The sequence below is a fragment of the Dyadobacter luticola genome (genome assembly GCF_005860805.1).
Taxonomy (GTDB): Bacteria; Bacteroidota; Bacteroidia; order Cytophagales; family Spirosomataceae; genus Dyadobacter; species Dyadobacter luticola.
Window position 1 is genome coordinate 270,550 of the sequence record NZ_VCEJ01000008.1, and the last position, 16,101, is coordinate 286,650.

General features: G+C 45.4%; 16 protein-coding genes. 10 read left to right on the forward strand and 6 right to left on the reverse strand.

Annotation, left to right across the window (positions count from 1 at the left end; genetic code table 11):
- The first annotated feature begins 92 nt into the window (after positions 1–92).
- From FEN17_RS24990 to FEN17_RS25010, 5 genes are read left to right on the forward strand one after another with little or no spacing between them, the layout of a single operon-like run.
- The gene (locus FEN17_RS24990) at positions 93–1,085 is read left to right on the forward strand and encodes a hypothetical protein (RefSeq protein ID WP_229208987.1); all 993 of its coding nucleotides are present in this window, start codon (positions 93–95) and stop codon (positions 1,083–1,085) included.
- Between the two features lie 32 nt (positions 1,086–1,117).
- The gene (gene porG, locus FEN17_RS24995) at positions 1,118–1,795 is read left to right on the forward strand and encodes a type IX secretion system protein PorG (RefSeq protein WP_138368143.1); all 678 of its coding nucleotides are present in this window, start codon (positions 1,118–1,120) and stop codon (positions 1,793–1,795) included.
- A gap of 4 nt (positions 1,796–1,799) precedes the next feature.
- A complete protein-coding gene (locus FEN17_RS25000) occupies positions 1,800–2,342 on the forward strand; it encodes a DUF2911 domain-containing protein (protein WP_138368144.1) in 543 nt (180 codons plus the stop codon).
- Positions 2,343–2,360: 18 nt separating this feature from the next.
- A complete protein-coding gene (locus tag FEN17_RS25005) occupies positions 2,361–3,248 on the forward strand; it encodes a S1 family peptidase (RefSeq protein WP_138368145.1) in 888 nt (295 codons plus the stop codon).
- A 54-nt stretch (positions 3,249–3,302) separates the two neighbouring features.
- A complete protein-coding gene (locus tag FEN17_RS25010; protein WP_138368146.1) occupies positions 3,303–4,127 on the forward strand; it encodes a phytanoyl-CoA dioxygenase family protein in 825 nt (274 codons plus the stop codon).
- Here FEN17_RS25010 and FEN17_RS25015 read toward each other — a convergent pair whose 3' ends face one another.
- Positions 4,128–4,823 (reverse strand): YjjG family noncanonical pyrimidine nucleotidase, encoded by a 696-nt coding sequence (locus tag FEN17_RS25015; RefSeq protein ID WP_138368147.1) that lies wholly within the window; start codon positions 4,821–4,823, stop codon positions 4,128–4,130.
- A gap of 380 nt (positions 4,824–5,203) precedes the next feature.
- Between FEN17_RS25015 and FEN17_RS25020 the strand changes: the two genes are divergently transcribed.
- The 4 genes from FEN17_RS25020 (at position 5,204) to FEN17_RS25035 (ending at position 7,691) form a co-directional block, all read left to right on the forward strand.
- Positions 5,204–5,803 (forward strand): RNA polymerase sigma factor, encoded by a 600-nt coding sequence (locus FEN17_RS25020; protein ID WP_138368148.1) that lies wholly within the window; start codon positions 5,204–5,206, stop codon positions 5,801–5,803.
- Positions 5,778–6,026 (forward strand): hypothetical protein, encoded by a 249-nt coding sequence (locus tag FEN17_RS25025; RefSeq protein WP_138368149.1) that lies wholly within the window; start codon positions 5,778–5,780, stop codon positions 6,024–6,026. Before FEN17_RS25020 ends, FEN17_RS25025 begins: the two co-directional genes overlap by 26 nt.
- Before the next feature lie 75 nt (positions 6,027–6,101).
- Positions 6,102–6,767 (forward strand): endonuclease III, encoded by a 666-nt coding sequence (nth, locus tag FEN17_RS25030; RefSeq protein ID WP_138368150.1) that lies wholly within the window; start codon positions 6,102–6,104, stop codon positions 6,765–6,767.
- A 54-nt stretch (positions 6,768–6,821) separates the two neighbouring features.
- A complete protein-coding gene (locus FEN17_RS25035) occupies positions 6,822–7,691 on the forward strand; it encodes an FKBP-type peptidyl-prolyl cis-trans isomerase (RefSeq protein ID WP_229208988.1) in 870 nt (289 codons plus the stop codon).
- 53 nt (positions 7,692–7,744) lie between these two features.
- On the opposite strand, the gene FEN17_RS25040 is transcribed toward FEN17_RS25035, so the two are convergent.
- The 4 genes from FEN17_RS25040 to FEN17_RS25055 are packed head-to-tail and all read right to left on the reverse strand — an operon-like array spanning position 7,745 to position 12,478.
- Entirely contained in the window at positions 7,745–8,869 is a 1,125-nt protein-coding gene (locus tag FEN17_RS25040; RefSeq protein ID WP_138368151.1) for an aminotransferase class I/II-fold pyridoxal phosphate-dependent enzyme, read from the reverse strand.
- 11 nt (positions 8,870–8,880) lie between these two features.
- Positions 8,881–9,471, reverse strand: coding sequence for an acetyltransferase (locus FEN17_RS25045; protein ID WP_138368152.1), 591 nt, complete (start codon positions 9,469–9,471; stop codon positions 8,881–8,883).
- Positions 9,468–10,055 carry a sugar transferase gene (locus FEN17_RS25050; RefSeq protein ID WP_138368153.1) on the reverse strand — a complete coding sequence of 196 codons (588 nt, stop codon included), beginning with the start codon at positions 10,053–10,055 and terminating at the stop codon, positions 9,468–9,470. Before FEN17_RS25050 ends, FEN17_RS25045 begins: the two co-directional genes overlap by 4 nt.
- Before the next feature lie 14 nt (positions 10,056–10,069).
- Positions 10,070–12,478 (reverse strand): alpha-ketoacid dehydrogenase subunit alpha/beta, encoded by a 2,409-nt coding sequence (locus FEN17_RS25055; protein ID WP_138368416.1) that lies wholly within the window; start codon positions 12,476–12,478, stop codon positions 10,070–10,072.
- A 209-nt stretch (positions 12,479–12,687) separates the two neighbouring features.
- Between FEN17_RS25055 and FEN17_RS25060 the strand changes: the two genes are divergently transcribed.
- The gene (locus tag FEN17_RS25060) at positions 12,688–13,089 is read left to right on the forward strand and encodes a DUF1573 domain-containing protein (protein WP_138368154.1); all 402 of its coding nucleotides are present in this window, start codon (positions 12,688–12,690) and stop codon (positions 13,087–13,089) included.
- Positions 13,090–13,155: 66 nt separating this feature from the next.
- Here the strand turns inward: FEN17_RS25060 and FEN17_RS25065 are convergent, their stop codons facing one another.
- Positions 13,156–16,062: a putative LPS assembly protein LptD gene (locus FEN17_RS25065; RefSeq protein WP_138368155.1), complete on the reverse strand. Its 2,907-nt coding sequence runs from the start codon at positions 16,060–16,062 to the stop codon at positions 13,156–13,158.
- Between the last annotated feature and the right edge of the window lie 39 nt (positions 16,063–16,101).

A 16,101-nucleotide genomic window follows, 5' to 3' on the forward strand; every position in this document is an offset into this window, starting at 1 on the left:
GAAATACGTTGAAATGGTGTTGCAGCCTGTAGAAAACCAACAACTATCCTATTTTTGCAAAAAAATCGACCCACATGCTTAGAGATTTCGAAATGAGAAAAGTATCCGGAGCGCTGACTTTGATCTTGACTTTTGGGCTATTACTATCAAATGAGCGCGTTCAGGCGCAAAGCCGCGGGATATTCGTTCCTTATTCAACAGCAGGTTTTGGTATCGGTACTTCCAGTTATTTTGGTGATTTTGCTCCTTACCGGAGGCCGCTCGCATCTACTTTTTACATGATGCGTTGGAGTGTAGGAGGTAATTACACACGCCACTTTACACCACGTCTGGCTGCCAGGGCGAGTTTTATTTATGGTCGTATTGCTGGTGACGATTACATTATGAACCGCAGCTCGAAGTATGAAAACAGCGTCTTTTATGCCCGAAATCAGCATTTCCGTAATGATTTGAAGGAGTTTTCGGTTCAGGGGATTTTTAAATTAATACCAGATAATAGAAGCTATGACAGACGTCCGCAGTTCGGCGCCTATCTTTTTGCAGGTATTGCTCTAACCGCCCACAATCCAAAAGCATTAGACTCTCTAAATGGCGACTGGGTGAAGTTACAGCCGCTGGGTACTGAGGGTCAGGGCAATGAAGGCTATCGCAAACCTTATTCACTGGTCCAATTTGCAATTCCACTGGGTATCGGTGTCCGGTATAAAATCAATTCCAAGCTGGATGTCTCGGCGGAACTTGGTTTTAGAAAAACATTTACAGATTATCTGGACGATGTGGCTGGAAATTACGCAGACCCCGCTTTGTTTGCTGATAATCCTACGGCGCTTGCGGTTCAAAACCGCTCTGCTAATCAATTTGCAACCCGAAAAGGTGCTGACAGAACGGAATCCATCAGGAAGTTCCTGATTTCGAATTACAACTTAGATTCCAATGATCCTCTGGCAACCTTGCCCACTACGGGTTACGGCGCACCGGGTACACCGAGAGGTTACAGCCCAAAATACAAGGACAATTATATGTTTGGCATGATCCATATCAATTACATGCTGCCTTCACAAATCAAATGTCCACCACTTAAGTAATCCGGTTAGCATTGAAATACCTTTTTAAAAAGATGAGTTACAAATACTTGCTTCCTTTTCTGGTCGCAGGTATTTGTTTTTTTGTGCTGGGGAATGTTCATGTTCTCGCACAAAAAATAGAGATAGGTGCGGGAGTCGGCGGCTTTAATTATAAAGGTGACATTTCTCCTTCCGTAAGAGCACGGTTTTTCAAACCGGGTGGAAGTCTTTTTTTCAGATATAATCCAAGTCAAGCACTTTCACTTCGTGCTGAGGTCGCAGGTGGCTTGATTGGCGCGAAAGACCGTTACAGCAAAGATCCTTTTCAGCAGGCGCGCAATATGGAATTCAAAACATCCATTTTTGAAGGCAGCGCAGTGGCGGAATATAATTTTCTCAATTTTCAGGAACGCAGGTTTGCCGTAAATTGGAGCCCATACCTTTTTGGGGGAATTGGGTTCAACAAGTTTAATCCGCAAGTTCAGACGAGTTCTTACAAAACCAGCGGCCTGGTGCTGCCTTACGGGGTTGGTATCAAATATCAGATTAAGAGACCCTGGAACATTGGCCTGGAATACGGTATCAGAAAAACATTTACCGATTACCTGGACAACCTTGGCGGTCAACCCATTACGACAGACAAAATGCAGGGTGATCCTTCCCTGAAAGACAATTATTATTATCTGAGACTTTCTGTCAGCTATACTTTTTACAAAATCGTTTGCCCCTGATTCTATGAAAAAAATTCTCCTTATCCTCCTAGGAGTAATTGTAGTAGCCTTGATCGGTTTCTTCGGAGTCCGGAAATACACGAAATCATTCAGTCCCGAAGCAATTGCCGAAACACAGGCAAATGGCGTAAAAATCAAGGTTATTTATAGTAAACCGAGCAAAAAGGGCCGGCTGATCTTCGGACGCGAGCAGGACAAGGCGCTCGTCCCTTACGGAAAAGTTTGGCGTACTGGTGCCAATGAAGCCACATTGATCGAATTTGGAAATGATGTTCTCATCGCCGGAAAACCGGTAAAAGCGGGTACTTATTCTTTGTATTCGAGCCCTGGCCAGAGCAGCTGGAAAATTATCCTGAACTCCGAAACCGGCCAGTGGGGTACGGAATACAATGATGGCAAGGATATTCTCAGGGTAGAAGTCCCGATACGTATCCGTCCGACTGTGCGGGAGCTTTTCAATGTTTCTTTTGAGGAAATACCTGGTGGCGTCAATATGGTGCTCAGCTGGGACCAGACAGAAGCGTTAGTGCCCTTCACGCATCAATAAACCGACTAACAGATCCCTATGTTTGTCGAAGCTATTGAAAAAGTAGAACAGTTTACCCGGCCTATCCACTTCATTTTCAGATATTACGGCGGCAGCGACATTGTGCCGGGCACAGCTACGTTATTTTTTGTCAACGAAGATGGATTTGCAATCACTTGCAAGCATGTCGCCCGGCAGATCCTTTATGCCAAATCTATTTACGAGAACTATCTGAAATTCAGGGCTGAACTCAGAAAGTTTGAGAAGGATCCAGGCTTCGATACGCAGCGCCAGCTTTTAGAATCCAGATATAAGATTACTGAAGAAAACCCGATCCGGGTACTTTACAATTTTATTCACTGCGTACAATCCTATAAGGCGCTCAACATTCACCTGCATCCCACGCAGGACCTGGCGATTATCCAGTTCCGAGATTTTGAATCCATTCAGTATCAAGGTAGAGCCGAATTTTTAAAAGATAGTCGCCTGGTAAAACAAGGCAGGTACTTATGCCGGTTGGGTTACCCTTTCCCTGAATTTACCAACTATCAATACAACAAAGCCACCGGCGACATTGAATGGTTGAAGGAAGGCAAAATCAAAACGCCGAGCTTCCCGATCGACGGTATTATTACCCGGCACATTGGCGAAGCGAATGAAGTAACCGGTATTGAAATGAGCACGCCGGGACTTCGCGGACAAAGTGGCGGCCCGCTTTTCGATCCGAATGGTTTGATTTACGGCATGCAGACTTCCACCAGACATTTGCACCTTGGGTTTGATCAAATCAACAAAGAAGTCGTTTCTGACGGATACCGCCGTCGGGTTTCCAATTATCCGTTTTTGAATGTGGGCCAATGTGTCCACGTCGATGTGATCAAACGGTTTTTGCGCGAAAACAAAATTACCTTTCACGAAGTAGGTTAGCAGGGTAGTTTTGACAACTTTGGCTCTTTTCAGGTTAGTCAAATACTTCCAGCGATGACCGATTCTTACACTGATTCTCTTCAAACTGAGCTTGCTGCGCCTTATTCACTTCCCCAGGGCGTTGTCGAACATTTCGAAACTTACGGGTATGTGAAGTTGAAGGATGTTTTGAGTCCGCAGCTGCTAGAACATTACAGTTCACTGATTACAGACCTGGTTTTCAAGCTAAACAAGCTCACCAAACCGATGGAGGAGCGGACGACTTACGAGCGCGCATTTTTGCAGGTGATGAACCTTTGGCGGGAAAGTGATGAGGTGAAAGATTTTGTTTTTTCAAAAAGGCTGGCAAAAATCGCGACGGATCTTTTACAGGTGAAAGGCGTGCGGCTCTACCATGATCAGGCCTTGTACAAAGAATCATCCGGCGGTATAACTCCCTGGCATGCAGACCAGTTTTACTGGCCGCTATCTTCTCCAAAAACAGTGACTGTCTGGATTCCTCTTCAAAAAACCGAAATGGAAATGGGCCCGCTGGCATTTGCTGAGAAAAGCCATCATGTAGAAATTGGCCGTGATCTGGAAATCAGTGATGAAAGCGAGGCGTTGATGACGGAGCAGCTCAAACAGTTTGAAGTAAATGAAGGTCCGTTTGATCTCGGTGAAGTGAGCTACCACGCTGGCTGGCTTTTTCACCGAGCGGGGGCGAATGCTTCCGGACAGCCGCGAAAAGTGATGACAATGATTTATATGGATCAGGATCAACAGATTGTGCCACCACGCAACGAATATCAGCAGGCTGATTGGGAAACCTGGCTTTTGTCGAATCCGATCGGCGGCCCCGCTGACAGTGCGCTGAATCCGGTGCTTTTTACTTACTGATTATAGGATATACATCAATTCTTCCAGCCGCCGAATGTCATAAGTTGGCGACTCATCGAATTTCAGGCCGGCCGGGTTGAGGTACACCGTATCCAACCCGACTTTTTTTGCGCCCATAATGTCGGCCACCCAGTTATCGCCGACCATGATGCTTTCATGTTTGAGCGCTTTTGTTGCATCCAGCGCAAATTCGAAGATTGCGGGATCAGGTTTTTTAGCATTTGCAGTTTCAAAGGTGACTACGTGCTCAAAAAAGTGGCCGATCTGAGAGCTGGCAATTTTCTTTGCCTGGATCTCATTAAAACCATTGGTAATAATGTGCAGCCGGTAGCCCGCGGCGGTCACGTAGTTCAACAGATCCAGTGCACCTTCGAGCAAATGCTTTTTATCGGGCAGGGCAAGTAGGTATAATTCACCGATTTCGGTGTGATTTGGCGGACATTCGACGCCCAGCTCCTCGAAAACCAATTTAAACCGGTTCTCGCGTATATAGGTATGGTGCAATTTCCCCTGATCGAAGTCATTCCAAAGCGCCATGTTTATTTTCAGGAAAGACGTGATGAAATGCTCCATGGACGTAATTCCATACTGGCTCAATGTCAGTTTATGAAAAATTTCTTCCAGCGATTCGGATGAATTTCGCTCGAAGTCCCATAGTGTATGGTCGAGGTCAAAGAAAATATGTTTGTATTTCATATCTTGAAAATGTTCAATAATTATAAAAAAAGTCAAATAAAAATCTTGCGGATAATATAATAAAGGTTCAAGATCCGAAATGATCCAAAACGGGTCATTTTATCGTATATTTATTTGATAAGTTCTATTATTTGTTTTAAAAAGGACAAGTGGTGCGATTTGGGCTGACGGATTTTGTAGAAGAGTTTAGAGTTGTTAACATCTGTTAATAATAAATATTTTACAAAAAAAACAATCCCAAAGATTTGCAAATTATTTCCCAAATCTATTTCTTTGATTTATATAATTCGAAATACAGATAATACTTCATTTTTTTCACCATACAGAAAGGAGAAACAATATCGACGAACTGCTCTACGTTAACTAAATCGAATAGGAAAATGGAGAAAGTCCAAGTTAGCGACAGTGAGTTGGTAACGTTGTATGTCCGTGGTAATGAGAAGGCCTTTGAAAAGCTGGTTCAGCGCCATAAATCAAGAATTTACACCACTATTTATCTGATTGTCAAGGACCAATATGTAGCCGAAGATTTATTGCAGGATACATTTATTAAGGCAGTTGATACGATAAAAGGTGGTAGATACAATGATGAGGGCAAGTTTCTGCCCTGGATTATACGAATTGCACACAACCTCGCCATTGATTATTTCAGACGCGATAAACGCTACCCCAATGTAGTGTTCGAAGATGGAAGCAGTGTATTTAATACGCTGGATTTTTCGGAAGATTCCGTTGAGTCAATCCAGATTCGTCAGGAGACACATGAGCAACTGCGGGAGATGATCCAGCGGTTACCCGACGTGCAGAAGCAGGTACTGATCATGCGCCACTATGAGGACATGAGCTTTCAGGAAATTGCGGATGCTACGGGTGTGAGTATTAATACGGCATTGGGAAGAATGCGTTACGCGTTGATAAATCTGCGTAAACAATTTAACCAACGTGCCCCACAGTATGACAAAAACTTTTACTTACGATGATGTTGTAAGGTATTTATACGCCGAGACAACAGAGAATGAAAATGAACTGATTGTTGAAGCACTCGCGCTCGACGACAATTTGATGAACTTCTATCTGGATTCGCTTGAAATTCAGAGTCAGATGAACAAAATTACCCGCACTCCTTCGGATGGGGCGATTTCGGAAGTGATCAAATATTCACAGCAATTTTCTTCTAAAAGGCCTGCCGCTCTCTTGTATTAGGATTTAGCAGCAGGTTTTTTTGTGCCAGCCATTCCATGAGTGGCTGGATTTTCTATTTTTTGGTATTGACTATTTATGAAGAAACAAGAACGTTTCAGGCTTTTCCTTGATTATTTCACACACAACTTTCCGGAGCCAGAAACAGAGCTGCATTACGATAATCCCTATCAGTTACTGGTTTCGGTGATTCTTTCGGCGCAATGTACCGACAAGCGGGTAAACATTGTTACGCCACCGCTTTTCGAGCGTTTTCCCGACCCCGTATCGCTGGCTGCTTCCAATGCCGAAGAAGTTTTCACTTACATTCGATCCATTTCTTACCCCAATAACAAGAGTAAACATTTGGTTGGTATGGCCCGGATGCTGGTGGAACAGTTTGATTCTGAGGTTCCAGCTTCCATCGACGATTTGCAGAAATTACCGGGCGTGGGTCGAAAAACGGCTAATGTGATTGCATCGGTGATTTTTAATCAGCCCGCGATGGCGGTTGATACGCATGTTTTCAGGGTTTCGCATCGTTTGGGATTGGTGCCGACTACGGCAACTACGCCGCTTGCGGTGGAAAAAGAACTGGTAAAATACATTCCTAAAAGCCTGGTACACAAGGCACATCATTGGCTTATACTCCACGGTCGCTACATTTGTATTGCGCGGAGCCCGAAATGTTCGCAATGTCCTCTGACCGGTTTTTGTAAATATTTTGAGCAGAATGTAAAAATGGGACTTGTGCCTGCTGCATGATTGCAACCAATGTCGGAGGTAACGAGTCTATCGATAAATTAATAAATTTTAAGAATGAAAGTCAGCAAAATGAAGCGTGTAAGTTTAGTATTTAGTTTTCTCGCCGTCATGACATTGGCCATGTCCGGATGTATGAACTCAGACGGGGGGCAGGACGAGCAAAAAATTGCAGAAAATGAAGCAGCTATCGCAGCTTATTTGAAAACGGATAGCCTGGGTTCGACAGCCGTGGTCGATAGTTCGGGCCTTTATTACTTTATCCGGAAACCTAATCCTGCGGGAGAGCGCGTAAAAACGGGTGATGGCGCAACAGTGAAGTTCACTGGTTATCTTTTAAATGGTGCCAAAGTTTTGTCTACGCCTGGTGATTCAGCTTTCACCTTTCCAGCTTTGGGTTATTCAACTGGCTTTGCAGGCTTGGAGCGTGCGATATTTCTGATGCGTACCGGCGAAAAAGCGTCTTTCTTGCTACCCTATTATCTGGCGTTCGGGAATGTTGAGCGAGTGAATGTTCCGGCATATTCTCCGATCAGATTGGAAGTTGAGTTTGTGAAAAAACGCAACGAATTGCAGCAAATCGATGATTTTGTCGCCCGGAAAAAATTTGTTGTTTCGGACAAAACTTCTGATGGGTTGGTGATTGTCAGGACTAATACGGTTACAGGAGAAGCGATCGGAAGCGGCAAGTCGGTGACGGTGAAGTATGTGGGTAAGTTTTTGGATGACAAAAAGTTCGATGAAGGTACTTTTAGCCTGACTACCGGGGCAAATCAGGTGATCCCGGGTTTCGATGCGGCAGTTCAGAAAATGAGGAAAACGGAGAAGGCGATCATTATTTTCCCTTCTTCTCTGGGATACAAGTCAACCGGCTCCGGTTCGATTCCTCCCTACACACCTTTGCAATTTGAAATTGAGGTAAACTGATTTCATGAAGTTTTTAAAATGGCAGCCGATATTCGTCGGCTGCCATTTTTGCTTTATAATGTCAGGGATATCACCTCGCAAATCTCAAAAATCGAACTTTCCGACAAATCGGAACCTGATGGCAGGCATAATCCTCTTCGAAATAAATTCTCAGCTACCTCACCTCCCCAGTATTCACATTTTGTAAAAACCGGTTGCAAATGCATAGGCTTCCATAGCGGCCTGGACTCGATGTTTCTTGCCTCTAATGCTAACCTTATTTTTTCCGGAGTTACACTTTCAGAAGTTTCAGATAGCAAAAGCGCAGTCAGCCAGCGGTTAGAAAACGCAGCCGGTGGTTCTTCCTGGAAGCGAATATTTTCAACCCCACCTAAATGTCTTTTATAAACGGCAAAGTTGCGCCTTCTCTGCAAGACGCGCTCGGGTAGCACTTCCATTTGTCCCCGCCCGATTCCGGCGGAAATGTTGCTCATACGGTAGTTATAACCAATTTCTTTATGTTCGAAATGCGGGACAGGTTCACGCGCCTGGGTTGCCAGGTAGCGGGCTTTTTCAATGTATTTTTGGTTTGAAGAAACCAGTGCGCCGCCTCCCGATGTGGTTATGATCTTGTTTCCATTAAAAGAGAATATCCCCAAATCACCGAATGTACCGAGTTTTTGCCCTTCATATTCCGATCCCAGCGCCTCGGCTGCGTCCTCGATCAAGACCAATCCATACTTTTCACAAATCGATTTGATATCAAGAATCTTGCAAGGCATGCCATATAAATGCACGCAAATAACGGCTTTTGGTTTTTTACCGATGCGCTGGTAATGTTTGATTGCATTTTCCAGGGCGTCCGGGCAAACATTCCAGGTGTCAGGCTCGCTATCGATAAATACGGGAATAGCATTGAGATAAGTGATCGGATTGGCGGAGGCAGCGAAAGTGAGCGACTGACAGAGAACAAGATCACCGCTTTGAATCCCCAGAACGCACAATGCTAAATGCAATGCAGCTGTCCCAGAGGCGAGCGCGACAACATTTTTCGCACCGGTATATTCCCTTAAATTATTTTCAAAGGCGTCAATATTCGGCCCGATAGGCGCAATCCAGTTCGTATCAAAAGCTTCCTGGATGTATTTCATTTCATGCCCGTTCATGTGCGGAGGCGAGAGCCAGATTCTCGGAGTCATAGTATGTGAGTTTAATGTTTAATAACTCTGCCGGGATTTCCGCAGACAGTAACATTGTCGGGAATGTCGCGGATAATGACACTCCCTGCGCCTATGACGCAATTTTTACCAATAACAATATTGGGGACGAGAGTAGCACCGGCACCAACCAATGTAAAATCGCCGACCGTGACCGATCCACAAACAATAGCGCCCGGAGCGATATGAACAAAATCACCAATCACCGCATCGTGCTCTACGATCGCGCCCGTATTGATAATGCAATGATTGCCGATCCGGGATCCAGCTTGAATTACCACCCGGTGCATCACAAAATTACCCGCTCCGATGTTGATATTGTTTGTGATCAGAGCCGAGGGATGTATCACATTTACAAAGCGATGACAAATACGCCGGGCAATGTTGCCCCGAGTAGCATTGTCACCTATTGCAAGGACGATCGGTTCTTCCGGAAATAGGTTTGGCGAATAAGGGTAAACAGGATAATCTAGAAACTGATTTATCCCAACATCGTCATCAAAAACGGCAGTTATCGAACCTCCATCCGCATTGATGACGTCACAAATTACTTTCGCATGACCGCCAGCTCCGTATACGATCATAATCCTGAGCCTTTAAATTTTTCGAAACCTACTTCGCCAGGCGATACAATTCCTCGACATTGAAATACCCTTTTGACAGTCAGAAGCAGAATTTCAAAATCCAGTTTGAAGGATTGATTTTGGACATACCATAAATCAAAAGCGAATTTATCTTCCCAGCTGATTGCATTCCGACCATTCACTTGCGCCAGCCCGGTAATGCCCGGACTTACCGAATGTCTCTTTCGCTGCTCAGTATTATATAGTGTCAGATATTCCGTCAGTAAAGGTCGCGGCCCTACAAGGCTCATATCCCCACGCAGCACATTCCAGAGTTGTGGCAATTCGTCGAGGGACGATTTTCGAAGGAGATGTCCGATGAATGTAATGTGCAGTTTTCGAGGCGAAGCTTCTCGCATCGACCGAAATTTGATCAGGCGGAAAACCTTTTCATTTTTCCCTGGCCTTGCTTGAAGAAAAAACGGTCTTCCTGAAAAATGAAACCACAGCAAAACAGTCAGAAAAATAAAAAGCGGGAACAGGATGATCAATCCCGTCACCGCCAAAAAAATGTCGAATGTCCTTTTTCCAAATTTTCGATACATGAAATCAAACCGCGTTAGAATAGCTCCGGATACTGTTCGGGCGCTGCTTCTCGCATGATTTGATATACAGTTTCAAAAATATCGTCCATATTGGGTTTCGAAAAATAATCCCCGTCAGACCCGTAAGGCGGGCGGTGATCCTTGGCAGAAATGGTTACCGGCGCGGCATCCAGCCAGCGGTAAGCATTCTGTTTCTCAACCACTTGCTGCATCATATAACCCGATGCACTCCCCGGTAAATCTTCATCTGCGAAGATTACCCGGCTGGTTTTTTTGATAGACTCTACAATGCTACTGTTAATGTCAAACGGCAAAAGTGTCTGCACGTCAATTACCTCAGCATCAATGCCGACATGCTGTAATTGAGAAGCGGCCTCCATTACAATACGACACATTGAACCATAAGTAACAATCGTAATGTCTTTTCCTTCGCGGATAATTTCAGGAATGCCGAGCGGGACACACATTTCGCCGATATTATCAGGCAATGTTTCTTTCTGACGGTAGGAATTGAGCGGCTCCACCACCAGCGCAGGGTCGTCGCCTTTTAGTAAGGTGTTATAAATGCCCGCCGCCTGGGTAAAGTTTCTTGGAACAGCTACGTGCATCCCGCGCAAGCTGCTGAGGATGGTACCCATCGGTGAGCCCGAATGCCAGATACCTTCCAGCCGGTGACCTCTTGTCCTGACAATCAGCGGGGCTTTTTGGCCACCAGCCGTGCGATAGCGCAGGGAAGCAAGGTCGTCCGTCAGTGTTGCCAAGGCGTAATAAACGTAATCGAAATACTGAATTTCCACAATCGGACGTAAGCCACGCATGGCCAGGCCGATTCCCTGACCGATAATAGTCGCTTCGCGGATGCCGGTGTCTGTAATCCTTAACTCTCCGAAACGCTCCTGCAAACCGGCAAACCCCTGATTTACATCACCGATCATCCCGATATCTTCTCCCAGCGCCACTATCGCCGGATTTTTTTCAAACTGAGAATAAAAAAACGAGCGGATCACTTCCCGACCGTCCACAACCGCACTTTGGTCTGAATAAGTCGCCGCAATGGGCTCTACAAGCAGGGGAGATTCAGGCGTTTCGCTGTAAAGATGGGTATTGAAGCGGGCCGCATTTTCTTGCAGATGGCTGCGGAGATATTCTTTGAGGGAGTCTTTAACCGGATTTTCTTCTTTGCCGACGTTCCGGAGCGCTTTCCGGATACTTCCTATAAAATCGCGTCGGGTAGGCAGGTAAGTCTTTGAAAGTTCCAGGACAACATTGCTGAGATCGCTGGCAAATTTACTGGCTTTACCTGTTTCCTGCAGCAGCTGAATGGTTTCAAGATACTCTCTGTCAAGCTCTTTCCGGTAAGCCTGCCAAGCCTGGTTTCTTGCCTGATAAGCTGTTTCCTTCGCCTCTGTTTCTATTTGTTCAAGTTCTTCGTCGGTCGCATAGCCATTTTTGAGAATCCAGTCACGGAATCGAATGTTGCAATCGTGCTCAATTTCCCAGCCCAGTCGCTGCTTCGATTTGTACCGCTCGTGAGAGCCCGAAGTGGAGTGTCCCTGCGGCTGGGTAAGTTCCGTAACATGAATCAGCACAGGCACTTGCTCTTCCCGGCAGAGGGCGGCAGCTTTCTGATAGGTTTCGATCAATGTTGGATAATCCCAGCCATGTACCGTAATAATTTCCATCCCGGGTTCATCTTCATTGCGCTGCAAACCGGCCAGTGCTTTTGAAATACTGCCTTTCGTCGTTTGGTACTCGATCGGGACGGAAATGCCGTATCCATCGTCCCAAACCGAAGTGAGCAGCGGGATCTGCAAAACACCCGAAGCATTCATCGCTTCCCAAAACATGCCCTGGGAAGTGGATGCATCACCGATCGTGGCGAAAACTATTTCTTTTCCCTGACGGGTAAAGTTCGTAAAACCGTGTAGTTCTTTATTTTCCCGGAATAATTTTGAGGCGTAGGCAAGGCCTACTGCCCGGGGAATCTGGCCCGCTGTGGAAGAGATATCACAAACGGAATTGTACAATTTAGTCTGGTCAAGCCACTTGCCGTCTTCATCGAGCCAGCGGGTAGAAAAATGGCCGTTCATAGACCTGCCGCCGGTACTGGGCTCATGTTCGAGATCCGCGTGCGCGTACATTTGCGCGAAAAATTCCTGCCAGGTCAAATTGCCCAAAGCTGCTTCGATTGTCTGGTCGCGGTAGTAGCCCGAGCGGAAATCTCCCTGCTTAAAAGCCCTTGCAAGTGCAATTTGCGCCACTTCCTTACCGTCCCCGAAGATGCCAAATTTGGATCGACCGCCCATGGTATCCTTTCTCCCCAGCAAGCTTACCTGACGACTTTCGCACGCTAAACGATAGTCCTGGATAATATTTTCTTTACTGAGAACACTGGAACCGGTTAAACTGTCATTTTCAAGCATAAGCAAAAAGGAACGGGATTGAATCCGTAGTTAAATTACATTTTTTTGGATGGACACCAAAATCAGGCCGCAAAATAATAAACGCTCCGGTTGTCCGTATAACTTTTACAAGCTTCTGTTAATATTGGTTAACAATTATTATTTTTCTCATTAATGCATTAATCTTGTTTGCTAAAAATTGTTTCACCACTAAATATATAGTCACGATTATGAAAGTGTTTTTTTCAGCGCTGGTTCTTTTGGTAGGTCTTTCTACCGTTAGTTTTGCTCAAAAAGGTGTTTTGAAATTCAAAGAAGAAACACACAAATTTGGTAAAGTACCTCAGGGAACTCCTGTAACGCATGAGTTTACCTTCGTTAACACAGGTACCGACCCGATCGTCCTTTCCAATGTTACCGTTTCTTGCGGATGTACTACACCGGTTTGGTCGAAAGACCCTGTATTGCCAGGAAAAACGGGATCTGTAAAAGCTACTTTTAATGCAGCTGCTTCTGGTCCTTTCAATAAGCCTGTTACGGTTTTCAGTAACACAGAAGGTGGATCAATTACTTTATATCTGAATGGTGAAGTGGTGCCTAAGGCTGCTGCTGCAAAGACATCGTCCAAGTAATTTTTTCCGAAGACATTCATTAAGGCCGGCCTGCAAAGGTTGGCCTTTTTTGTTTTCAGGGGTAGGTTAATATGCGGCCCGGTCGTAGAATGAGCGGCGGCGGGTCACTTTTAAATCCTGCAAAATCGCGGATTTAACTTTCAATGTGAAGTTGTAATTACTTACCCGTGAGGCCGCTCCCGCAAAAGGTGTCCAGCTGAAACTCATATCCCAGCAATGCAGGTCGCGGTATAAGGTAAGCGAGGTAATGGTCGGAGAGAATGCCGTAAAGTCAAAACCGGTATTGATACTGATCTTGAAATTCTTGGACAAGCTCAGGTCGCCCGTAGCCTGCACCGCCTGGATCAATTGCGCCTTGGAAAGTCCTGGCTTCGTTAAACCGAAGTTATAGTTCAGCGATAAATTCCAGGGTACATTGAAATCCACATATAGATCCGGGTTTTGCTGAACAAAGTCTTTCGCAGCCTGTAAATCCTCCGTAGCCGCGGCATTGTTGGCCGTATTGGGCTGCGTTTTATTCTTATCCGTGCTTTTCGGGTTGAAACTGGTACCCAATGTAAAGCCCATGCTTTGCAAGTTTGCCAATCCCTGGCCCTGCGTGATCGCATATTTGTTCACCTTAGTACCCACCTGGTTGGTCAAAATCCTCGGATTGGCCTCGTAAGCATACGGATCCAGGTTCATGTTGAAGTTCAGGTTCAGATTCCTGCCAATCCTTGCATTCGCATTGATGGTAATGTTGGATAAATTCAGCGAATCCGCCAGCAGGTTATAACTTCCGCCCAAACTCAGGTTATCCAGCAGCGATACCTTTTCAAACTGCGTGGCGGCGGTGTCACTTTTCGTTTTCAGCTTCATTTCAAAAGAATTGTTCAAGCTGAAAGAAACTACGCTGGAAGCCAGACCATTACCCACCCCGCTGCCAATTCCCCGGAAACGCGAAAGGTTATACTCCTTGATCTCGCCACTCGTGCTGCGGACATTTATTTTTTGATAAAAACCAAAAGCGTCACCCGTGAAATCTGGTGTATAAGTGAATGACAAAGAAGGGATTACAGTATGCCGGATAGCTTCCAGCCGCTTGCCGCGTATGAAGAATGTCCCATAAAAGCGTGTATTCATTCCCGCCCCGAAGTTGTAGGAATATTCCGTCCCGGCCTGCTTCAATGTATCGATCGTCACCCGGTTATCTTCGCCTACCCGATAGTTATATTGTTTGGTAAAAACTTCACCTTGTAGCGAAATGCTCGGGGTAATGTTGATAAACCGTAAAACCTTAAAGTTGGGAAGCGAGATCGGCAGACTGTACCGACCGGTAAATTGCGCATCCTTCAACATTTGAGGCAGGTTACCAATGTTGAATGGTATTACCTTGGTTGTATTGAGGCGAGAAGTATCAATGTCGTTAGCGATCGTAAAACCAAGTCGTGCGGCAGAAGTATCGATGGATGTCAGGGAGTTCGTCAGGGTGTAGTTTCCACTAAAATCCAAACCTAGACGAAAGCTTTCATACCACCGGCCGGTGCCGCCTTTCAATGCAAAAGGTGCGATTTGGTTGACGCCGAAACTGAAATCGGAGGATACGTTTGTCTTACCGCCTTTTCGTTTGTTTCCATCATTTGGATCAGCCTGACCAAAGTTTTGGTTCACCCGTAAACTTGCAGCCGCACGCATATATTGCCCGAATGTCCGATTGTATTGAACCGATGAGCTTGCAACATTGGAAATGTACTTCTGCGTGTTGAATTCCTGAAACTGGTTGTAACTATTGCTGCTGACATTCACATTCGCAGAAAACTGAGAGTTTCCCCGCGGTTTTGGAGCGTGAGACCATAACACGCTGAAATCATTGGTTACACCTCTCCCCAGCAATCTATCGATTTCATCACTCGATTTATTTTTGTTGAAACGAAAAGCAAAGTTACCACTGTACTGATAGCGCTTGATATAAGTAGATTGAAGGCCCACACCCCAGCTTCCAGTTGAATAAATCTGCCCTGTCACAATCGCATTCACATATTCACTAATCGCAAAGTAATAGCCGCCATCACGTAGATAAAATCCACGTCCGTTGGGTTCCTCGCCATAAGTTGGAATGATAATCCCGCTGGTACCGCTTTCTTTTTTCTTGGGAAAAGGAAAAAACCCGAAGGGTAATGCAATCGGTAGTGGTACGTCGCTGATTACCAGGTTGAATGGTCCGGAAATAACCTGTTTTTTATTGACCATCTTGATCTTCGGCGCATTGATAAAATAATGCGGGTGAGTCAGGTTACAGGTCGTGTAAATAGAATGCCTGATGTAAAAGTTACCCTCGGCATCTTTTTTCACCTTTTCGCCCCGGATATTCCCGTCGCCTTCCTGCGTCACAATGCCCTGGATCAGCGCTTTTTGCGACTTGAAGTTGTACCTGATTTCCTTCGTATTGTAAGTCTCCGGGCCATCCTTGAAAATGGGTTCTCCCACCATCTTTTTAGAAGTGGAATCGAATGTACCTATCGCGTAAACTTCATTGGTCACCCAGTTGAGGCGGATGTAATTAGCTTGGAGATTAATGGTACCATACGTCACTTCCGCGTTACCATATAAGTGCACCTGTTTGAGGACCGCGTCCATGATCGTCGAATCTTCGGCGGTATACTGGACGGTATTTTGAAGATCGTCGGGATTAGATAAGGTATCCGTGGCCGTGGAATCGGACGTTAAACCGTTGTTAATTAAAGAAGTATCTCCCTTTGCGAGGGCAGCATTGGACGTACCAGCCTTACCGGTACCTGATGTATCTGCGCCGGTTTTTTGATTTGCTTTAAGAAGAGAATCCGCTGATTGCTTGTCAGAAATGGAAACTTTCTGCTTACTCTTATTTTTCCCGGACCCCCTTGTTCCCTGCCTTATACAGCCTAATGTGCTGAGCAGGAGAAACACCGCTACTACAGACGATATAATAATCGCCTTTCTTTTCAGTTCTAACAAATAGAGTATTTTTGCATATTAATTTCAAAATTAGCAGAG